This window comes from Thalassospira permensis NBRC 106175, assembly GCF_000714555.1.
In the GTDB taxonomy this organism is placed as follows: Bacteria; Pseudomonadota; Alphaproteobacteria; order Rhodospirillales; family Thalassospiraceae; genus Thalassospira; species Thalassospira xiamenensis.
In genome coordinates, this window is sequence record NZ_AUNC01000023.1 from 206,768 (window position 1) to 228,450 (window position 21,683).

Genomic DNA, 21,683 nt, shown 5'->3' on the forward strand with positions numbered 1-21,683 from the left:
AGAGATCAGAATTTGTCTGCCCGCACCAGACCGTCGATCAGAAGCACCTTGGTGGCATCCCCATTGATGCCGAAATCGTTATCATTGATCAGGGCCAGCGCACCGTCACCCATCACCGCAAGACCTTCGATCTTGGTCGGGGCCATCGGGTAATCAGCACTGTCAAAACGAAGCGTTTTGGCAACTGCCTTTAGGTCAAGCTTCGACAGGTCGTTTTCCTGTTCAAGCGACGGGCTGGTCGACATATCGTCCCAGCGCGATGCCAGAATGTTTGATACACCATCCAGTTTGACTTCATGCAGCTTGGTGGTGCCATCGGTTCGTTCCAGAACCAGCAGGCGGTCATCACCAAGTGCCATGACTTCGGAAATGCGCGGTGCGTTCTGTTTGTCGGATGGATCGTTGCGGAAGGTCTGCGGATCATCCAGCTGATAGATATATTCGCCGGCAAGTTCGCCCTTCACGCGGTCATACACGAACAGGCGGGTGTTCTTTGCCTTTTTGTAGGCATCTGCATTCGGGTTGGCCAGCGGGTTCTGAACCATGAAATACAGTTTGCTTTCATCGGGCGATACGGCCATCGATTCAATACCGCGGTTGGTCTGGCGGGTCACAAGGATCGCCGGAAGACCGCCGGTGATCTTATAGGCCGCACCTTCGAAATCCTTTTCCGAGCCGGCAGGAACGATACGTTCATTGACCGTGCCGTCGGCGGCAACATGCAGGATCGACGGACCGTTTTCTTCACCGATCCAGTACGAACCATCCGACAGGCGAATGATACCTTCGGCGTCAATTGCCGACACCGACTGTGCCAGTTCCTTGCCATTGGCATCGACCGGCTTTTCGGTTTTGGCAACCGACAGCTTGTTGGTCAAACCCGTGAGGGGCACGCCATTCTGGTCCTTAAGCGCGATAACGTCCTTGACGTCAAAGCTGCCGTTATCGTTCAGGAAAATGGTATAGATCGACGGCGAATAATCCGGCGTCGGATAGACGCGCACCTTGCGGCCCTGACAAACGACGTCTTCGGAGACGCCAAGAACGTCCTGAACATCACCGCAAACAAAGTTCGGACCACGGTCGGAAACGGCATAGAACATATTGGACGGATCACCCGGACGGCGATAGGCCCCCGAACCGAAACCAACCGTCAGGTCGCGTGCCTTGCCGCCATCCACCATGACGGTCGACAGATTGTTAATCGCACTTTTGGTTTCGAAAACCTTGACGTCACCCGCCATTGCCGTTGTCGCAAGAAGCATGGCCGCAATACCGGCGAAACCGGCTGCAATCGTCCGTTTCATGGTGTGATCCCCCACATCGTGTAATGCATAAGAAGAAACGCCCGAACCCGGTTATGCATCGGTTCAGGCGCAAGTGATGAGGATCACATTAGAATTTTACTGTGACAGTTTGTTTGCGGTTGCGGGTCGTTTCCGTGAAACAACAGAAAGTCGTAACCTATCGCCGCAAACCGGCAGGCTGTTTACCAGAAATCCTCGCGCCGGACGGTAAATGTTTCCGCGACACTGACATATTCGTGATAGCCCAGACGTGCCAGCGGCTCGAACAGGGTGACATCGACCATGCCGTCACGGATGATTGCATCATCAATATGGAGACCGACCACTGTACCGATCACCATCGCGTTTTTGCTTTGCGGGGTGGGGCCGGGCAGATCGACAATCTGGAATACCTTGCATTCCATATGGATTGGCACTCCCTTGATCCGATGGGCGGCGACCGTTTGACCCGGTTCCTTTTCTAGACCGGCATAATCAAATTCGTCCTGTTCGGGCGGAAGCGGTGCCGAACAGAAATTGATTTCGCGCAGCATAGCGCGTGGGGCGACGGCGGCAATAAATTCACCGGTTTCACGCGCGTTGTTCAGACTGTCAATCGATCCGCCAGATGCAAACATGACCATCGGCGGATTGCCGCAGACTGCATTGAAAAACGAATAGGGGGCCAGATTGGCGCACCCCTGTTTATCGACCGTCGAAATCCAGCCAATCGGGCGTGGGGCCACACAGGCCTTGAATGGATCATGCGGCAGGTTATGTGGCGTTTTGCCCGGTTCGTAAAACATGGTGGTTCTCGATAATGTGCGTTGACCCCCATCATATGGGGTGTAACGGCGAATGGATCACGTGACGAAATCGTTTCACGTGTGCGATTTGCTATTTCCCCGGGGCATAATCATCTCCGCGCACCGTTTCCGGCCGTTCCGAAAGATGCAGGCGGGTTTGCTGTAACGGGGTTTCGGCGATGATGTTGCCGCGCCGAATGACATAAAGCCGGTTGGCGCGAAGCCGGATGGCTTCGATCGTATCGCGGGCCTGTAACACGACGAAATCGGCATTGTTGCCAACCGCAATCCCGTATCCTTCAAGCCCCATGATTTTTGCCGGTTCGGTTGTCACCGCGTCAAAACAGGCCCGGATATCATCGCGTGACGTCATCTGTGCGACATGAAGCCCCATCGATGCGACTTCAAGCATATCGCCCGATCCCATCGAATACCATGGGTCCATCACGCAATCATGGCCAAACGCCACGGTCAGCCCCGCCTTGCGCAATTCCGGCACGCGCGTCATGCCGCGACGCTTGGGATAGGTATCGTGACGACCCTGAAGGGTGATGTTGATCAATGGGTTGGCAATCACGCTGACCTCGGCCTCGGTCATCAGCGCTATCAGTTTCGATACGTAATAATTATCCATCGAATGCATCGATGTCAGATGCGATCCGGCCACACGCTCCTGAAGGCCAAGGCGCTGCGTTTCATAAGCCAGCATTTCGATATGACGCGACAGCGGATCATCGGTTTCATCGCAATGCATATCAACCCGGAGGCCGCGTTTGGCCGCCATTTCGCAAAGTTCGGTAATGCTTTGCGCGCCGTCTGCCATGGTGCGTTCGAAATGCGGGATGCCGCCGACAACATCGACCCCTTTATCCAGTGCGCGAATGACATTCTGCTTTGCCGTCGGGCTGCGCAGATAGCCATCCTGGGGAAACGCCACCAGTTGCAGGTCGATATAGGGTGCGACCTGTTTTTTGACCTCAAGCAACGCATCGACCGCAAGCAGACGGTCATCGCAGACATCAACATGCGTTCGGATGGCAAGCAGGCCCTTTGATACGGCCAGATCGCAGTAACGAAGTGCGCGTTCAATCACCGCCTCGATGGTCAAAATCGGCTTAAGTTCGCCCCAAAGCGCGATGCCTTCCAGCAACGTACCCGACTCATTCATCCTTGGCAGTCCCAGCGACAGCGTCGCATCCATGTGGAAATGGCTATCGACAAAGGGCGGGCTGACCAGCAGCCTGTCACAATCGATTTCCTCGCCCGCCAAGATTGGTAATTTCGGCCCGATTTCGATGATCTTGCCATTCTTGCAGGCGATATCAACACCGGTGCGGCCATCAGGCAGATTGGCATTTTTAAGGATCAGATCGGCTTGCATGGCGGCGTCCTTCGGTAATGGGATATTTTAATCATCAGGCTATTTGTTTCGGGTCGAAAATCAACGCTGTCCCTTGAACCACGGCACCAGCAATGCCTTGGGATAATCGGCCTTGCGCGCCACAATGATCAGGGCGGCAATCGATAGCAGATAGGGCATCATCAGGAAAACCTGCGATGGCAGAAACGCGCCAACTTCGGTTTGCAGGCGGACCTGAAACGCATCAAACGCACCAAAAAGCAACGCGCCCAGCAATGCCTTGCCCGGTCGCCAGCTTGCAAACACCGTAAGCGCAATGCAAACCCAGCCACGGCCATTGATCATGCCAAAGAAAAACGCATCAAACGCCGACATGGTCAGAAACGCGCCGCCCAGCGCCATCAGACTCGATCCGGCAACCACGGCCCCGATGCGCAGCGCATAAACCGATAACCCTTGCGCCTCGACCGAGGACGGATTATCGCCAACCGCCCGGATCGCAAGGCCAAGCGGGGTGCGATACAAGACCCAGCCGGTGACAAACACCATGACAAGCGCCAGCATTGTAAGAGCCGTTTGCGAAAACAGCGCCGGACCGATAAACGGCAAATCCGACAGGATCGGAATATCAAGCGGCTGGAACGGAATGATCCGCGGCGGTGACGACACATCGGGCAATGCCGTGCGATAGGTAAAATACGACAGGCTGGTCGCCAGCAGCGTCACCCCGATCCCCGACACATGCTGCGACAGGCCAAGCGGCACGGTCAGGATCGCGTGGATCAGGCCGAAAAACCCACCGGCCAGGGCGGCAACCAGAACGCCGCCCCACAATCCGGCACCCAGCCAGACCGCCATCCATCCGGCCATCGCCCCGGCTGTAAAAATCCCCTCGATGCCAAGGTTAAGAACTCCGGCGCGCTCACAAATCAGCGCGCCGAGCACCCCGAAAATCAGCGGGGTGGCAATGCGAAGCGCTGCGGCCCAGAAATTTGCGGTCAAAAGGATGTCGATGATTTCCATTTTCTTTCCCCTTAACCTGCTGATTTCTGGCGTTCGAAATGGACCTTGAACCGGGTCAGAAACCCGCCAATCAGAACGCATAACAATGACATCGCGACAATCAGATCGGCCAGATAACTTGAAACGCCGATTGCGCGGCTCATGGAATCAGCACCGACAAAAACCGATGCCACAAACACGGCGGATATGATCACGCCAACCGGTGAAAGGCGGGCCAGCATTGCAACCACGATCCCCGCATAGCCATAACCCGGCGACAGATCGGTCGCCAGATATCCACGGGTTCCCGCGACTTCGGAAACACCGGCAAGTCCGGCCAAACCACCCGACAGCATCGCGACCAGCACCATGGTCTTGGTTACTGAAATGCCGGAAAACTTCGCCGCCGCGGCATTTTCACCGACCGCACGGATTTCAAATCCCCAGACGGTGCGTTTAACGAAAATCGCCAGCGCCACGGCACAGATCAGCGCGATCACCAATCCCAGATGCACCCGCATCCGTTCGATCAGCGGCGGCAGGACGGCGCTATCGATTACCGGTTCGGACTGTGGCCAACCCATCGACATCGGGTCTTTTAGCGCACCTTCCAGCATCATCTGCACAAACAGAATGACGATGAAGTTCAGAAGCAGAGTGGTGACAACCTCGTCCACCCCTAACCGCGTTTTCAAAAGCGTCGGGCCGATCAGCATTACCGCCCCGGCGAGCGCCCCGGCAATCAGCACCACCGGGATCATGATATAGCTTGGCCCGTCAATCACGCCCGATCCGATGGCAACGGCGGCCATGGCCCCCATATAAAGCTGTCCCTCGGCCCCGATATTCCAAAGTTTGGCCCGAAACGCGATTGCGGCCGCCAATCCGGTCAGGATCAGCGGGGTGGCACGCGTCAGCATTTCCGAAATCGAAAACATCGATCCAAACGCGCCGCTTATCATCAGGCCATAGGCGTTTATGATCGGTGCTCCGGCAAGGGCAAGCGGGATCGCTGCCAGAAGAATGGCGATAGTTGCCGCCATGACGGGGACGCCATAAACCATGATTGTGGATGGATTGGTGCGGGGTTCAAACCGGATCACGCCGGGTCTCCTGATTTTGGGGCATTTTCATCGGTTTTTGCGCTGGCCTTTGTGCTGGGCTCAAATTTACCGGACCCGAAATCGGCATCGCTTTTTTTCTGTCCGGCCATCATCAGGCCAAGCTCTGATCGGTCAATATCGTTTGCCGCAAACGCAGCCGATACATGACCGGCATGGATCACCGCAATCTGATCGGACAAGGTCAGCAATTCATCGAGATCCTCGGATATCAGAACCACCGCTGCCCCGCCTTCGCGCGCCTCAAGAAGCCGTCTATGGACTTCAGACTGCGCACCAACGTCAAGCCCGCGGGATGGCTGGTTGGCAAGGATCAGTTTTGGTGATTTTTCAAGAACACGCGCAAGGATAAGTTTTTGAATATTCCCGCCAGATAGCAGACGTGCGGGAGCATCCGGACCGGGGCAGCGCACATCGTAATCGGCGATTGCATGTTCGGCGCGTTTTCGGATTGCCTCGAAATCAAGGAAGCCGAATTTCTGATAATCACGGGATCGGACATCTTCGATGGCGATGTTTTCCGCCACCGTCATCGACCCCACCATACCATCATGATGGCGGTCTTCGGGGATACGCGCGATGCCGATCTGGGCAAACTTGTGAGCATCGAATTTGGTAACTTTTTCACCAAAAATCTCGACCGAGCCACCATCGGGACGATCCAGCCCGGCAATCAGTTGCGCCAACGCCGCCTGCCCGTTACCCGATACCCCTGCAATGCCAAGAATTTCGCCCTCACGCGCCAGAAGGTTCACCCCATGCAGCGACCGCCTGGCATCGCCACGATCAATCGTGACATCCCGAAGCTCGATGAGCGGCTTGCCCGGTGCACGTTCGCTTCGGCGGCTTAAGGGAACATCGCGGCCAACCATCAGCTCGGCAATCGAACGTCTGTCGGCCTGATCGGTTGCCATTTCGCCGACTTTTTTGCCGCCGCGCAGCACCGCGATGCGATGGGAAACTGCTAGAACCTCGGCCAGTTTATGGGCAATGATAATGACCGAAAGCCCGGTCGTGGCAAGCTTGCGAAGGATCGCAAAAAGGCTGTCTGCTTCCTGCGGTGTCAGAACCGCAGTTGGTTCATCCAGCACCAGCAAACGGGCATCGCGATAAAGAGCCTTGAGGATTTCAACGCGCTGCTTTTCGCCGACGGTCAGTTTATGAACCGGCTGATCCAGATCGACATTAAGACCCGATCCCGCCATCAGTTTTGACAGTTTGGCGCGTGCCTTGGTCCGGTCGCGGCGTAGGCGAAAAATCGGTTCTGTGCCAAGGACGATGTTATCAAGGCCGCTTAGATTTTCGGCCAGTGTGAAATGCTGATGAACCATGCCGATCCCGGCATCAAGGGCCGCCTGCGGTGCGCCGGGTTCAAGCGGGGCAAGGATACCATCCGCACCCGCGACCATCACGGTCCCCGTATCCGCAACATAATGACCAAACAGAATGTTCATCAGGGTGGTTTTGCCCGCACCGTTTTCGCCAAGCAGTGCAACGATTTCGCCCTTGTGGACGTCAAGGTCGATGGCGTCATTGGCGATCAGCGGGCCGAATTTCTTGGTGATTGAAGCCAGTTGCAGCAGCAATTGCGGGGACGTTTCCAAAGATGGGGTGGCAGCAGATGACATCCGGCTGATCCGTTAATTTTTATGTGTCACGCCTTGGGCCATATTGGCGTATCGAGTGCATGTCGGGATCGCCCCGAAAAACGAAAGGCAGTCCGATGTTTAAACCGGACTGCCTGCAAAGTGGAAGAAATCTTACATGGAAGATTTCGGTTCTTCGTCATTCACCTTGACGGTAAAGCTGCCATCCAGAATTTCTGCCTGTTTGGCGTCAACTTCGGCAACAGTACCTTCGGGCAGAAGGGCGCTATCAAGAACGACGGTGCCGCCGCCCGGTGCCATATAGCTGAGTTTGCCGTAATCTTCGGCCTTGAATTCACCAGCTTTGACCGCTGCAATCGCATGATCCACCGTCGGCTCCATGTGCCAAAGGGCCGAACCCAGAATGGTGCCCGGATAGTCTGCCGCGGTATCGATCACGTTGCCAACAGCCAGAACGCCGCGTTCCTTCGCGGCATCCGAAACGCCAAAGCGTTCGGCATACATGACATCCGCACCCTTATCGATCATCGCAAAGGCGGCTTCTTTGGCTTTGGGCGGATCGTACCAGCTGTTAATGAAGGTCACGGTAAATTCGACATCCGGATTGACCGATTTGGCACCTTCCATGAAGGCATTCATCAGGCGGTTGACTTCCGGAATGGCAAAACCGCCAACCATGCCGATTTTGTTCGATTTGGTCGCCTTGCCGGCTGCCATGCCAACAAGATAGCTTGGTTCATGGATATAGTTGTCAAAGACCGAGAAATTGTCGCCTTCGGGGCCGAAGCTTGAGCCCATCAGAAACGCGGTTTCGGGATAATCGGCGGCAACCTTGCGGGCCGCGCGTTCAACACCGAAAACTTCGCCCAGAATAAGGGCCGAGCCATTTTCGGCATATTCACGCATCACGCGTTCATAGTCGGTATTGGCGACGTTTTCGGAAAATTCATAGGTGATGTCGCCGCGTTCCTGAGCGGTATTCAGCGCCTTGTGGATACGCGAAACCCACTGCTGTTCGACCGGAACGGTGTAAATCGCCGAAACCTTGATCGGGTCGGCTGCCATTGCCGGTGCCGGTACGCCAAGGCCAAAAGATACCACCGCGGCTGCTGCGGCCATGGCCGATAGCATTGCGCGACGGGAAAGACGGAAAGTGCCAGACTTCATGATGTCCCCCTGCAGGTTATTGCCAATCTTGAAAATTCTATTTTTCTGCGTATTTGATATGCAGATTGTATACATGATCATAAGAAGGGCAAATGCAGAGTTGTCCAAACGGTCAAATTACCGTTTTCGGCTAAATTGATGTAACGCAATTCACATCAGGATGTATTGAACTACGTGGATATACGGATGCGCGCGTTAGCTGTCTGCGAATTCACATTTGAATTCTTGCCGCATATACCCGGTCAGACCAGAACGAAATCAAGGAGTCCGATGAAGATATGCGGGGTTTTTGACCGCTACTGTCCGGGATGAAAATCTTCCTGTTTTTGGGCCGAACCAGTTAAGATTGTCTAAACGGCTGAAATTACTTTGAAACTGTGGCGACTCCTTGGAAATTTTCGGTGTCTATTAACTTTTTGCGGTGATGCTTTCCTCAAGAAATATGGGGGAACCTGGAACGCATCATGACAAAGAAAACATCCTTACCGCTTGATCAGGTTATGGTCGGGGACTGCATCGAACTGATGAACAGCCTGCCGGAAAAGTCGGTCGATCTGATTTTCGCCGATCCGCCTTATAACCTGCAGTTGGGTGGTGATCTGCTGCGCCCTAATAATTCCAAGGTCGACGCGGTTGACGATCATTGGGACCAGTTTGACAGTTTCCGTCACTATGACGATTTCACCCGTGACTGGCTGACCGCCGCGCGCCGTGTCCTTAAGGATACCGGTGCGATCTGGGTGATCGGTTCGTATCACAACATTTATCGCGTCGGCACGGTGATGCAGGATATCGGTTACTGGATCCTGAACGACATCGTGTGGCGCAAAACCAACCCGATGCCGAATTTCCGTGGCAAACGTTTCTGCAATGCGCATGAAACCCTGCTGTGGTGTTCGAAAAATGCCGAGCAGAAAGCGATCACGTTCAATTACGAAGCGATGAAGCAGCTCAACGAAGGATTGCAGATGCGGTCCGACTGGTTGCTGCCGATCTGTTCCGGGTCCGAGCGCCTGAAGAATGAAAAGGGTAAAAAGGTCCATCCGACCCAGAAACCCGAAGCATTGTTGCAGCGTGTTCTGCTGGCGACGACCCGTCAGGGCGACGTTGTACTTGATCCGTTCTTTGGTACCGGCACCACCGGTGCGGCAGCGCGCCGCCTTGGTCGTCACTTCATCGGGCTTGAGCGCGAGGAAGAATATGCAAAGGCCGCCAAGGAACGCATTGCCAAGGTCCAGATGCTTGATGGTGAAAGCCTTGAGATGACGGAGTCGAAGCGATCACTTCCGCGTATTCCGTTCGGTGCGGTCATTGAACGCGGTCTTCTGGCGCCGGGCGACAAGATTTATGACAACCGCGGCAATGTTGCAGCGCTTGTTCGTGCCGATGGCTCAATCAGTCACAAGGACAATGCCGGTTCGATTCACCAGATCGGTGCCCATGTTCAGGGCGCACAGGCTTGTAATGGCTGGACTTATTGGCATTACAAGTGTGACGGGCGATTGGTTGTGATCGACAATCTGCGCAGTCAGCTTCGCAAGGAAATGGGGCAGGTTTCCGCCTGATTTCGTGCGGTGCAGCACGCTTAAAATGATCTGATCTGGAAGGCCGGGATGGTTGTGAAACCTTCCGGCCTTTTGCATTCGGGCGCAATTCTTGCTATATCTTGAATCTTGGAATTATCCGTAAGGATAGATGGAGAGCCCCATGCAGGTTGGCGCAACAGGTAGTGCCGCTTACGCACCGAACCCGGTCCAGATCCAGCAGGCAGCTGCACCGATCGCCGAAACCGGTGGTAACGATCTTCAGTCACCGTCGGCCCAGCGGGTCGATCAGGTGGCAGAAGCCGACACGTCACAACAATCGGCCCCGCCGAGCAGCACGGGCCGTGGGCAGGTTATTGATATATACGCCTGACCACCTTATTAACGATTTAAAAGGCCCGCGCCGAAATGGCAACGGGCCTTCTTTTTGTGTTTTGAACGGTCGGTTGACGCCGACCTAGCGGTATTTCAGCGCGTGACGCACGATTTTTTTCATCACCGTCGGCAGAGCGAATTCAGATAACCCGTCAATCGTTGTCCAGCTGCCATCAAGTTTTGCCGCGTCGCTTTCAGCTATATTGGCGGCAAGGACCGTCACATCGAGATGGAAATGGGTGAAAGTGTGCCCGACAGTACCATCTAGTTCCGTCCAACTTGCCTTGATCGGGGCTTCGGACAACATCACATCGTCCGGGGCCTCAATCGCGCGCCAGTCACTGCCCGGCACTTCATAAAGTCCACCCAGCAGACCCTTTTCCGGGCGGCGCCGGACCAGAATTTTACCGTCTTCGCGCCGTATCCAGAAGGCATAGCCAACCCGGGATGGTTTGGCGGGTTTCTTACGTTTTTTGGGTAGTTCCGGGGCAATGCCCGATTTGCGGCCTTCGCAGGAAGCCTGCCACGGGCAAATGCCACATGCCGGATTGCGTGGCGTGCAGATCGTTGCGCCCAAATCCATCAGCGCCTGCGCATAGTCGCCCGGCCGGTCGGACGGGGTCAGGGCCGCCGACTTTTCCTTGATTTCGGGTTTGACGTCGGGCAGTGGGGTTTCAAGCGCAAAAAGACGGGATATGACCCGTTCGATATTGCCATCGACCGGGCTTGAATGACGGTTAAAGGCGATGGCTGCAACGGCGGCGGCGGTATAGGGACCGATGCCGGGCAGCTTCAGAAGGCCTTCTTCGGTATCGGGGAACCGGCCGCCATATTCATCGGCAACAACCTTGGCGCATTTGTGCAGGTTGCGTGCGCGTGCATAATATCCCAGACCTTGCCAGGCATGCAGAACTTCATCGAGATCGGCATTGGCAAGATCGTTGACAGTCGGCCAGCGTTGCAGGAATGCCGCGAAATAGGGACCGACCGTAATCACGGTGGTCTGTTGCAGCATGATTTCGCTAAGCCAGACGCGGTAAGGGTCCTGTGCGTCGCCCGGTTCGGCACGCCATGGAAGGGTGCGATGATGACGGTCATACCAGTCCAGCATGGTCCGACCGAGGTGATGGATTTCGTCGTTGGTGAAATGCACGGCGTTCCCGTGTTATGTTGCGGGGATGAAAACGGGTAATTACGTTTAGGTCAGATTCAGACCCTACGAAAGAAGCGGGCGTGAGCAAGCAAAAAGATATGACCGATACGCCGACACATAGCACGCCAGATCAGCGTGCCGATATGGTTGCTGCAAAAAATGCGGTCAAAAAGAAACAAAAGATTACCCCGATGGGCAGTTCGGAGCGCCGCATGGGCCTGCGCAATATTGCCGCCATGGTTGGCAATCTGACACGTCCGCTGGTCCGCAAACGCGGTTTCTTTCAGGCCGAAATCATTTTGCACTGGTCCGAAATTGTCGGTCGCGATCTTGAACAATTCACCATGCCGGTCAAATACAATCCGCCTCGCGGCGAAAATGCCGGGGGCGGAACCCTTGTGATCCGGGTGATGGGACCGGTGGCGATTGAATTACAGCACCGCATGCCGCAGATCATCGACCGGGTGAATACCTATTTCGGATATCGCGCGGTTGAACGCATCAAGATGATGCAGGGCGATATTTCCCGCCCGGAGCGCACCGTCAAACGGCCGGAAAATGTGCCCGAAGGTCCGATCCGCGAAACCAGCGAGATCGATATCGCCAAAATCGAAGACCCGCATCTGCGCGAAGTGCTGACCCGGCTTGGACGCCGCATTTCGGGGGACGTTCACGCGCGGGGGCAACCGGGACAGAAGAAATAGCCGGTGAAATTGCGTTTAAAATCACGTGTAAGTCATTTGCCAATCGGTGGCCCAAAGCCTTATTCCGATGCGGGCCGGATCGAATCATTTTCCCATAATGTTTGATCACGGAGTTGCCGCATTTCCAAACGATGTTGGCGACTCGTTGGCTCATTAGCGCTTTTGGGGGGCGTGTTGACTCCCGCGCTGCAACAGGCTTGTAATCACAAAATATTGTTTTAACGGAGGTTTCCTTGCTGAAGGCAGTTAAGTTTTTTGCGGTCGCATGTGCATTTGCGATTGGTGTTGTCGGGGCGCAGCAGGCCGAGGCTGTAGAATATAAGGAACATGTGCTTGGCAATCCGGATGCGCCGGTGACGATCATCGAATATGCGTCGCTGACCTGCCCGCATTGCGCCACATTCCATAATGAAACCCTGCCGGAGATCAAGAAATCGTTGATCGATACCGGAAAGGCCAAGCTGATCTTCCGCGATTATCCGCTTGATGGCGTTGCGGTTCGCGCGGCGGCTGTTGCGCAGTGTGCCGGTGATGACCGTTATTTTGGTGTTTTGGGCATGCTGTTCAAATCGCAGATGACCTGGGCACGGGCCGCAGACCCGATTGACGGGATTAAACAGGTGGTTCGTTTTGCCGGTATGGATGGCGATGCGGTTGATGCCTGCATGGCGGACGAGGCCCTGATCGACGGGATCGTTGCATCGCGCATGCGCGGCGAACAGGAATTCAAGGTCAATTCAACGCCGAGCTTCGTGATTGATGGTGAAACCTTTGCCGGTTCGCGCGATCTGAAGTTCTTTGAAGACAAAGTCGAAGATCTGACCAACTGATAAATATGATCCTGCCGGATGCTGCAGATGCGACATCCGGCAATCAGGGGAAGGGACGGATCGGGGGCATGATTGGTCCAGTTTAAATCGCTACGGCTGACGGGGTTCAAATCCTTCGTCGATTCAACCGAATTGCTGGTTGAAGACGGGTTGACAGGTGTTGTCGGCCCGAATGGCTGTGGCAAATCCAATCTTGTCGAAGCCCTGCGCTGGGTCATGGGTGAAACCTCTGCCAAGCAGATGCGCGGCTCGGACATGTCCGACGTTATTTTTGGCGGGACATCGTCGCGTCCTGCGCGGAACGTGGCCGAAGTTACCGTCGTTCTGGATAATGCCGAACGCAAAGCACCGGCGATGTTCAACGATCACGAAACGCTTGAGGTCGTGCGACGTATCGAACGCAGCGGCGGGTCGAATTATCGGGTCAATGGCAAGGATGTCCGTGCGCGTGACGTCCAATTGCTGTTTGCCGATGCCGCGACCGGGGCACGGTCAAACGCGATGGTGTCACAGGGCAAGATCGGTGCGCTGATCGGAGCGAAGCCAAGTCAGCGCAGACTGGTTCTGGAGGAAGCCGCCGGTATTACCGGCCTGCATTCACGCCGTCACGAGGCCGAGCTTCGACTTAAAAATGCCGAACAGAATATGGAACGCCTTGAAGACGTTCTGGTCACACTCGATAGCCAGATCGCGTCTCTGCAAAAGCAGGCGCGACAGGCCGAACGGTATCGCAAACTTTCCGAAAGCATCCGCCAGACGGAGGCTCTGCTATTCCACATCCGCTGGACCGATGCCGAAAAACGGCAAGCAGATGCCCGTGAATTGCTGGTGCTGGGCGAAAGTGCCGTGCGTGACCTGACCGGTCAGGTGACCGAGGCAACGACCATTCAGGCCCATATTGCGGCAAGCCTTCCGGATCTTCGCAAAAAGGAAAGCGATGCGGCAGCGGCCTTGCAGCGCATGCTGATCGAGCGTGAGGGACTGGACAAGGACAAGTCACAGATCGAAACCCAAATGTCGCAGCTTCGTGCGCGCATCCAGCAGATTGATGCCGACCTTGCGCGTGAAGCAGAACTGGCAAGCGACGCCGAAGGGGCGTTGAACAAGCTTAAGGCAGAACGCGAAGAGCTGGGTGAAGCCCAGGACGGCGAGGATGACGAGCTTGACGAGGCAAAGGAACGCGCCGTCGCGCAGGCCGCAAGGGTTGAAACGCTGGAAGGGCAGGTTGACGAACTGACCAACCGGGCAGCCGCCGAAGAAGCCCGGCTTAAAAGCGTTCAGCAGCGGTTAAGCGAACTTTCCGCCCGCCGGTCACGTTTGACCGAACGCTATGACGAGGCCGTTGCCCGCCTTGATGATATCCGGGTTGAAGCCGATTTTACCGACGCCCTTGAAGAGGCCGGTCTGGTGCTTGAGGAATGCGAAGAACTTTGCGAGCAGCGTAAGCTTGCCATCGAAGATGCCGAAATGCGTCTTGCCGAATTGCGCGACCGTGAAGACAGCCTGAAAACAGCGGAAACCGAATCGCGCGATGCCCTTCGTGATGTCGAAAGCCGCAAGGCGCGGCTTGTCGCCGAGATCGAGGCGCTTGAAAGTCTGGTCAAGGGCAATGCAGATCAGCAGTTCCCGGCGGTGATCGAAAAGCTTTCGGTGACCAGCGGCCTTGAAATGGCGATGGCGGCGGCACTTGGCGAGGACCTTGACGCGCCCGATGCCGAAGATGCCCCGATGCACTGGTCGGCGGTTGACCCTGACGCAGATGACCCTGCCCTGCCCGAAGGGGTCCAGGCACTGGCGAAATTTGTTGACGGTCCGGCATTGCTGAACCGACGCCTTTGGCAGATCGGGGTTGTTGATGACGAGGCAACAGGTAACTGGCTGGCCAAGACGTTGAAAACCGGGCAGCGGTTGGTGTCGCGTGAAGGTGCACTTTGGCGTTGGGACGGCTATCGGATCAAGGTTGGCGCGGAGCTTCCGGCAGCCGCACGTTTGCGACAGCGTAATCGACTTGAAGAATTACGCCTTGAGCTTGAAGAGATCGACGACGCGGTCGAGCTTGCAGCGGAAAAGGCCGATACAGCGCGGGAAAATGTTGAACGTCTTGAAGAAGATGTTGAAGCCGCACGCAACGGCGAACAGGAAGCCCACCGTGCCCTTCGCGAGGCAGAGGGATCATTGGCCCGCGCGCGAGAAGAAATTGCCAATATCAAACGTGACGCCAGTGCCATTGAAGGACGCCTGCAAAACGCTGAAGAAGCCGAAAAGCGTGCCAAGCAGGACCTTGATGAACTGATCGCCGAGCAGGAAGAACTGGCGGCAACGCCCGAGGAATCGAGCGAAGGCCTGATGGAAATCAAGGCTGAGCTGATTGAAAAACGTGCCGAGCTCTCGGATGCGCGCGCCGATCAGATGGAAGCGCGCAGCCAGCTTGAACGCATGCAGCGTGATGCATCGGGGCGTCGCAAGCGACTTGAATTTGTTGAAAGCGAAATCGCATCCTGGAATGATCGCGCATCGGGGGCAGGCGAACGTGTGGCCCAGCTTCGTGAACGTCAGGAAGAAGCGCGCATGGAGATCGAGGAGCTTGAACTTAAGCCCGACGAGATAGAAGAGCGCCGCGCGATCCTTTCCGACCGTATCGAGATTGCCGATCAGGCACGCAAGGACGCGGCGGATGAACTGGTGCGTGCCGAAAATGCGCAGCGCGAAGCCGATCAGAACCTTAAGGAAGCGGAACAGAAACTGGCCGAGGCCCGCGAAGGCCGGGTTCGGTGCGAAGCCCTTCTGGAGCAGGCAGAACAGCATCGTCGCGATTTGATCGAGCGCATTCGCGAACGGGTTAATGCCACGCCTGATCAGCTTTTAGAGCTGGCCGAAATCGATCAGACCAAGGAATTGCCATCCGAAGACGATATCGAGGCCCGTTTGCAGCGTCAGTCGCGCGAACGCGAAAACCTTGGTGCGGTTAACCTGAGGGCCGAGGTCGAACTGGCCGAGATGGAAGAACAGAAAGACACACTGGTTTCCGAACGCGATGACCTGATCGCCGCCATTGATAAATTACGCAATGGTATCAACCAGCTGAACCGCGAAGCACGCAACCGCCTGAAAGCGGCATTTGACGAAGTCGACAAACATTTCCAGCAGTTGTTTGTCCGCCTGTTTGGCGGTGGCGGGGCGCATCTGATGCTGACCGATGCGGACGATCCGCTGGAAGCCGGGCTTGAGATCATGGCATCCCCGCCGGGCAAGAAATTGCAGCACCTTTCATTACTGTCTGGTGGCGAGCAGGCATTGACCGCTGTTGCGCTTCTGTTTGCGGTGTTCCTGACCAACCCGGCACCGATTTGCGTGCTCGACGAAGTTGACGCACCACTTGATGACGCCAACGTCGACCGGTTCTGTAAATTGCTTGAAGCCATTGGCCGCCATGCCAATACGCGTTTCCTTGTGATTACCCACCATCGCATGACCATGGCCCGCATGAACCGCCTGTTCGGGGTGACAATGGCGGAACGCGGTGTTTCCTCGCTGGTGTCGGTCGATTTGCGCCAGGCCGAGGTCTATTCCCAGAAAGAGCAAAAAGAGCTCGATTTTACCAACTGATCATTTGCTTTAGCCCAGTTAAGGATTTTGCTTTGGTGCAATCCGTTTGCCTCTTATTAAAAGGGCCGGTTTCAGATGAATCGGTTTGATGTCACGCGGTTTCTTGCCGTGGATATGAAGCTGTTAGCAGGAAGCCGATGCGAAACCGCGCGGCAAAAGGCGGAAATCAATAAAAAGCGATTGAATTCACAATGGTTACTCAGAAGCCCAATTCAGTGGTTCAACGGGCCAGGAACCAAGGGAAACCGCCGGTTGCAAGCGGTTGTTTATGGAAAAGTCTGATAAATGCGGCTGCGACTATCGCCTAACATCAAATGTGAATGATCACACATTTCGACGGTAAAATTATTATAAAACAGATGTTTAATGCCAATTTTGTGCCCCCGGCAAGGTGGGGTTTTACGGCTTGACAGCCTATGGGGCGCTAAGTATGTTGCCCGCGCATTTCCTTGCGACGTTTGCAAGGCTGCCACAGCGGGGTTCACGACAATGAGCGATGATAAAGATCGCGCTTCATTAGCAGAGCTTGAAAGCAAGTTGGTGGCCGTAGCAAGCAAGCGTGAAGAAACGCACAGCCCGAACCGGGCGACCGGCAAACCATCCCAAGGGATGGCATTAGGAATGAGAATTTCGGCGGAAATGATCGCTGCTGTTCTTGTTGGACTATTGATTGGCTGGGCGCTGGATCGGGTGCTTGGTACGACGCCCTGGCTGCTTGTTCTGTTTGTATTTCTCGGAGCAGGTGCTGGTGGTCTTAACGCTTATCGGGTGGCCAAAGGATTCGACAGTGCAGTCGGACTTGGACGCGCGATGGGGGAGCGCAAGCAGGGGGACAAGGATTAGCCTTGGCCCTCAAAAGATTGAGCGAGGATTACGGTGGCTGGACCGCTAGAGCAGTTTGAAATCAAGCCCTTGGCCGAGCTTTCGGTTGCCGGCATTGATGTTTCCTTCACCAACTCCGCACTTTGGATGGTGATCGCAGCCGTTCTCGTAACGGGCTTCATGACGCTCAGCATGCGTCGTGGGGCATTGGTACCTGGCCGTTGGCAGGGTGCCGCCGAGGTGATGTATGAATTCGTCGCCAATATGTTGAAAGATAATGTGGGGACCGCGGGGCGCAAGTATTTCCCGTTCGTTTTCACCCTGTTTATGTTTGTTCTGTTCGGGAACCTGCTTGGCATGATCCCGCACAGCTTTACTTTTACGAGCCATATCGCTGTGACTTTTGCGATGGCTCTGGTGATCTTTATCGGTGTGACCATTATCGGCTTCGTTCGCCACGGTACGCATTACTTCCGGATGTTCTTCCCGGCAGGTGCGCCGATTGCAACGGCCTTCATTCTGATCCCGATTGAAATCATCTCCTATTTCTCTCGTCCGTTCAGCTTGGCGATCCGACTGTTTGCGAACATGACCGTCGGACACATCATGCTGAAAGTGATTGGCGGGTTCGTCGGCCTGATCGGCATCTTCGGCGTCCTTCCGTTTGCTCTTCTGACGGGGATTACGGTTCTGGAGTTCGGCATTGCTGCGCTTCAGGCTTATGTCTACACCATTCTCACCTGCATCTATCTCCATGATGCAATCCACATGCACTAATGCTAGTGGACCGGTGTGATCTCTTCTGATTGCCTTTAAGAAATTCGAAAGGGTGAAGTTATGGAACTCGATGCTGCTAAGATGATCGGTGCTGGCCTGGCTGCTATTGGCATGATTGGTGCCGGTATCGGGGTTGGTAACATCTGGTCGAGCCTGATTGCGACTGTTGGCCGTAACCCGGCTGCAAAAGGCGACGTTGAACTGTATGGCTGGATCGGCTTTGCCGTTACCGAAGCTATTGCACTGTTCGCACTCGTCGTTGCGCTGATCGTTCTGTTCGGCTAATCGGCGCCTTTTGCGCGAATACTCGGCCCGGCGAGGATACCCCTCGCCGGTGTCGTTGAATTCGGGAGTAGGCTATGCCGCAGTTTGATATTGCGACGTTCTCGGAACAGATTTTCTGGCTGTTCGTTATTTTTGGCATCCTGTATTTCCTGATGTCGAAAATCGCGTTGCCGAAGGTTGGCGAAGTTCTGGAACGCCGTCACAAGACCATTGAAGACAATCTTGGCAAGGCCCGGGCGTTGAAAGACGAAACCGATGCCGCCATCGCGAAGTACGAGGCTGCCTTGGCAGAAGCTCGTGATGCCGCACAGGCAGATATTCGCGAAGCAACGGAGAAAGCAGCTGCAGAGCAAGCTGCGAAAACCGAAGCGCTGGTCAAGAAACTGTCGAAAAAGACCGCTGATGCCGAAAAGGCAATTGCCGGTGCGAAAGACGACGCAATGAAAGGTGTGGCCGAAGCCGCATCCGAAATCGCCCGTGAAGCAACCGACAAGCTTATCGGTGTCAAGGTTCAGGCCAAAACTGCCGACAAGGCCGTTTCGGCGATTGTAGGAGAGTAAGAAGATGGCAACCCCGCACGAGGTTACGTTCCTTACCGATCCTTACACCTGGACCACGCTTTCTTTCTTGCTGGTTGCCGGTTTCGGCGGCTTCAAGGCTGTTAAGGGTATTTCCGGTGCACTCGACAAGCGTGCGCAGAAAATCTCGGAAGAGCTGGATGAAGCACAGCGCCTGCGTGAAGAAGCTCAGGAGCTTCTGGCCAAATATCAGGCCAAACAGCGCGAAGCATTGAAGGAAGCGGATGAAATCCGCGCCCATGCCAAGGTGGAAGCCGACCGCATGCTGGAGAATGCCCAGGCTGAACTGAAAGCGTCGCTCAAGCGTCGTGAACAGCAGGCCATGGACCGTATTGCCAATCTCGAAACCCAGGCCATTGCCGAAGTTCGTGCCCGTGTGGCCGAAATCGCGGCACAGGCCACATTTGCACTGGTTTCCGAAAAGGTTACTGCTGCAAAGGCAGACGAGCTTGTCGATAGCGCAATTGCGGAAATCAAAGGTCGCCTGAATTAATAGTTTCCGGTTTTCGGAATGCAAAACCCCCGCAGAACTTCTGCGGGGGTTTTTGTTTGGGCGTGGTGTTGTCAGCCAACAAATCGGGCAGGGCGTGTTATCTATCCGGCGAACTGTTTGTCCCGGCCATGTGGCATATCAAGATCGAGAACAGGTCCCTTGGGCACGATGCCCGTCGGGTTGATCATCAGGTGGCTTTCATAATAGTGGCCCTTGATATGTTCAAAGAACACGGTCTGTTTGATGCCGGGCACCTGATAAAGTTCGCGCGTATAGGCCCAAAGATTGGGATAGTCCTTCAGCATTTTCAGATTGCATTTGAAATGCCCGTGATAGACCGGATCAAACCGGATCAGGGTGGTGAATAGCCGCCAGTCGGCCTCTGTCAGACGATCACCCGCCAGATAGCGATGGGTCGACAGATGGTCTTCCAGCCAGTCCAGCGTGCCAAAAAGCGTTGTCACAGCGTCTTCATAGGCATCCTGAGCGGTCGCAAAGCCAGATTTGTAGACACCATTATTCACATCGTCATAGACCCGGCCATTGATCGCATCGATTTCGCTGCGCAGATATTCTGGATAGTAATCGCCGGGTTTGGCTCCCAGATCATCAAAGGCAGAGTTGAGCATCCGGATGATTTCGGCAGATTCGTTGCTGACAATCCGGTTGGTTTTCTTGTCCCAAAGAACCGGCACCGTAACCCGTCCAGTATAATCGGGTTCTGCCGCAGTATAAATCTGATGCATGAAACGGTGATTGCCAAGATGGTCGGGCAGCCCGTCATCAGGGGAAAATTCCCAGCCATTTTCAAGCATGCGCCAATGCACGACCGAAACTGAAAGCATGTCTTCCAGTCCCTTGATGGCACGGAAGATCAGCGTGCGATGTGCCCACGGGCAGGCATAGGAAACATACAGGTGATAACGACCAGCTTCCGCAGGAAATTCGGCGTCCTTGTCTTTCGACAGCCAGTTCCGAAAAGCGGCGTCCTGACGTTTGAACTTACCACCGGTCGATTTCGTGTCGTACCATTGGTCTTTCCATTCTCCATCGACCAAAAGGCCCATAATCGTATCCTCCGGTTTTTTGTGGTCCCGTGATATGCCGATTACGCGCGGCCGGGGTCGTTGTTCCTATCATCGTCATTTCCCCGTTGAATGCAATCGGGCGATATGACATTAATTTGTTTCCAAATGGGCAACAATTATTCGGTACTCGGACAGGAGCAAAGCAATGCTGATCGGCAATCTGGATGGAATGACGGTTTTTGCTCGTGTCGTCGAGGAGCAAAGCTTTTCCGGCGCCGCGCGCAAACTTGCCATGTCCAAATCCGCGGTGAGCAAGCATGTCACCAAGCTTGAAGACAGTCTTGGCATTCGTTTGCTTAATCGCACGACACGCCGGTTGAGCCTGACCGACGCGGGTGCAACTTTTTATCAGCACTGCGCGCGCGTGGTTGAGGAAATCGAAACAGCCGAACATGCCCTGACCGATTTACGGGGCACGCCGCGGGGTACGCTCCGGATTTCGGCTCCGCTGACATTTGGCCAGCGGTATATGCCCGATCTTGTGTCTGAATTCATGGGCCTGCATCCGGGGTTGCATGTCGATATTCATCTGGCCGATCACATGGTTGATCTGGTTGCCGAAGGGTTCGATATGGCCATCCGCATCACCCGGTTAAAGGATTCCAGCCTGATTGCCCGCAAGCTTGCCGACTTTAACGGTTACGTCGTGGCATCGCCGGGCTACATCGCCGAACATGGTGAACCCAAACACCCGACCGAACTGGCCAATCACCGGACACTTGCCTATACCAACCTTCCCAGCCCGAATGTCTGGGAATTTGAAGGACCCGAAGGCCAGATTAATGTCCGCGTCAATCCGGTCATGTCGTGTAACAATGGTGATTTTACCTCGTTCGCAGCGATCCGGGGCCTTGGTATCGCGCGTGAACCGGAATTCATCGTTGCCGAGGCGCTTCAAAAAGGGTCGCTGGTCGAAATCCTTAAGGAATATAATTCGCTGGCCAGTGGCGGGATTTATGCCGTATATCCGGAACGACGCCATCTTCCGACCAAGGTGCGTATTTTCATTGATTTTCTGGTGGAAAAGTTTCGCGGTGGATTATGTAATTTCCACAAAACGATGTATCCGGTCGACTAAG

At 55.1% G+C, this 21,683-nt stretch carries 20 protein-coding genes; 11 read left to right on the forward strand and 9 right to left on the reverse strand.

Annotated elements, in window-relative coordinates; genetic code table 11:
* Positions 1-5 precede the first annotated feature (5 nt).
* From SMB34_RS12850 to SMB34_RS12880, 7 genes are all read right to left on the reverse strand, one after another.
* The gene (locus tag SMB34_RS12850) at positions 6-1,307 is read right to left on the reverse strand and encodes an esterase-like activity of phytase family protein (protein WP_037990531.1); all 1,302 of its coding nucleotides are present in this window, start codon (positions 1,305-1,307) and stop codon (positions 6-8) included.
* A gap of 182 nt (positions 1,308-1,489) precedes the next feature.
* Positions 1,490-2,092: a flavin reductase family protein gene (locus SMB34_RS12855; protein ID WP_037990532.1), complete on the reverse strand. Its 603-nt coding sequence runs from the start codon at positions 2,090-2,092 to the stop codon at positions 1,490-1,492.
* 91 nt (positions 2,093-2,183) lie between these two features.
* On the reverse strand, positions 2,184-3,473 hold the full coding sequence (locus SMB34_RS12860) for an amidohydrolase family protein (RefSeq protein ID WP_037990533.1): 1,290 nt from the start codon (positions 3,471-3,473) through the stop codon (positions 2,184-2,186).
* 60 nt (positions 3,474-3,533) lie between these two features.
* Positions 3,534-4,475, reverse strand: coding sequence for an ABC transporter permease (locus SMB34_RS12865; protein ID WP_037990534.1), 942 nt, complete (start codon positions 4,473-4,475; stop codon positions 3,534-3,536).
* Positions 4,476-4,486: 11 nt separating this feature from the next.
* Positions 4,487-5,557: an ABC transporter permease gene (locus SMB34_RS12870; protein ID WP_037990536.1), complete on the reverse strand. Its 1,071-nt coding sequence runs from the start codon at positions 5,555-5,557 to the stop codon at positions 4,487-4,489.
* Complete coding sequence (locus tag SMB34_RS12875; protein WP_051682282.1) at positions 5,554-7,203, reverse strand: ABC transporter ATP-binding protein; 1,650 nt, start codon at positions 7,201-7,203, stop codon at positions 5,554-5,556. The genes SMB34_RS12870 and SMB34_RS12875 overlap by 4 nt, the downstream gene beginning before the upstream one ends.
* A 132-nt stretch (positions 7,204-7,335) precedes the next feature.
* Positions 7,336-8,349: a BMP family protein gene (locus SMB34_RS12880; RefSeq protein ID WP_037990713.1), complete on the reverse strand. Its 1,014-nt coding sequence runs from the start codon at positions 8,347-8,349 to the stop codon at positions 7,336-7,338.
* Positions 8,350-8,813: 464 nt separating this feature from the next.
* Between SMB34_RS12880 and SMB34_RS12885 the strand changes: the two genes are divergently transcribed.
* Both SMB34_RS12885 and SMB34_RS12890 read left to right on the forward strand, forming a co-directional pair.
* On the forward strand, positions 8,814-9,914 hold the full coding sequence (locus SMB34_RS12885) for a site-specific DNA-methyltransferase (protein ID WP_037990538.1): 1,101 nt from the start codon (positions 8,814-8,816) through the stop codon (positions 9,912-9,914).
* Positions 9,915-10,056: 142 nt separating this feature from the next.
* Entirely contained in the window at positions 10,057-10,266 is a 210-nt protein-coding gene (locus SMB34_RS12890) for a hypothetical protein (protein ID WP_007089073.1), read from the forward strand.
* Between the two features lie 84 nt (positions 10,267-10,350).
* Here SMB34_RS12890 and mutY read toward each other — a convergent pair whose 3' ends face one another.
* Positions 10,351-11,421: an A/G-specific adenine glycosylase gene (mutY, locus tag SMB34_RS12895; RefSeq protein WP_037990539.1), complete on the reverse strand. Its 1,071-nt coding sequence runs from the start codon at positions 11,419-11,421 to the stop codon at positions 10,351-10,353.
* 80 nt (positions 11,422-11,501) lie between these two features.
* On the opposite strand from mutY, the gene SMB34_RS12900 reads away from it, so the two are divergent.
* The 8 genes from SMB34_RS12900 (at position 11,502) to SMB34_RS12935 (ending at position 19,516) form a co-directional block, all read left to right on the forward strand.
* Positions 11,502-12,125 carry a DUF721 domain-containing protein gene (locus SMB34_RS12900; RefSeq protein ID WP_007089071.1) on the forward strand — a complete coding sequence of 208 codons (624 nt, stop codon included), beginning with the start codon at positions 11,502-11,504 and terminating at the stop codon, positions 12,123-12,125.
* A 233-nt stretch (positions 12,126-12,358) separates the two neighbouring features.
* The gene (locus SMB34_RS12905; RefSeq protein ID WP_007089070.1) at positions 12,359-12,955 is read left to right on the forward strand and encodes a thioredoxin domain-containing protein; all 597 of its coding nucleotides are present in this window, start codon (positions 12,359-12,361) and stop codon (positions 12,953-12,955) included.
* 72 nt (positions 12,956-13,027) lie between these two features.
* Positions 13,028-16,561, forward strand: coding sequence for a chromosome segregation protein SMC (gene smc, locus SMB34_RS12910; RefSeq protein WP_007089069.1), 3,534 nt, complete (start codon positions 13,028-13,030; stop codon positions 16,559-16,561).
* Positions 16,562-17,050: 489 nt separating this feature from the next.
* Positions 17,051-17,404, forward strand: coding sequence for an AtpZ/AtpI family protein (locus tag SMB34_RS21465; RefSeq protein ID WP_007089068.1), 354 nt, complete (start codon positions 17,051-17,053; stop codon positions 17,402-17,404).
* A 33-nt stretch (positions 17,405-17,437) separates the two neighbouring features.
* Positions 17,438-18,160, forward strand: a complete 723-nt coding sequence (locus SMB34_RS12920) for a F0F1 ATP synthase subunit A (RefSeq protein ID WP_007089067.1) — start codon at positions 17,438-17,440, stop codon at positions 18,158-18,160.
* A 60-nt stretch (positions 18,161-18,220) separates the two neighbouring features.
* Positions 18,221-18,445, forward strand: a complete 225-nt coding sequence (locus SMB34_RS12925; protein WP_007089066.1) for an ATP synthase subunit C family protein — start codon at positions 18,221-18,223, stop codon at positions 18,443-18,445.
* A 74-nt stretch (positions 18,446-18,519) separates the two neighbouring features.
* Positions 18,520-19,005 (forward strand): F0F1 ATP synthase subunit B family protein, encoded by a 486-nt coding sequence (locus tag SMB34_RS12930; protein ID WP_007089065.1) that lies wholly within the window; start codon positions 18,520-18,522, stop codon positions 19,003-19,005.
* Between the two features lie 4 nt (positions 19,006-19,009).
* The gene (locus tag SMB34_RS12935; RefSeq protein WP_007089064.1) at positions 19,010-19,516 is read left to right on the forward strand and encodes a F0F1 ATP synthase subunit B family protein; all 507 of its coding nucleotides are present in this window, start codon (positions 19,010-19,012) and stop codon (positions 19,514-19,516) included.
* 101 nt (positions 19,517-19,617) lie between these two features.
* Here SMB34_RS12935 and SMB34_RS12940 read toward each other — a convergent pair whose 3' ends face one another.
* Entirely contained in the window at positions 19,618-20,583 is a 966-nt protein-coding gene (locus SMB34_RS12940) for a glutathione S-transferase family protein (RefSeq protein ID WP_037990541.1), read from the reverse strand.
* 166 nt (positions 20,584-20,749) lie between these two features.
* On the opposite strand from SMB34_RS12940, the gene SMB34_RS12945 reads away from it, so the two are divergent.
* Positions 20,750-21,682: a LysR family transcriptional regulator gene (locus tag SMB34_RS12945; protein WP_037990543.1), complete on the forward strand. Its 933-nt coding sequence runs from the start codon at positions 20,750-20,752 to the stop codon at positions 21,680-21,682.
* The last annotated feature ends 1 nt before the right edge of the window (position 21,683 follow it).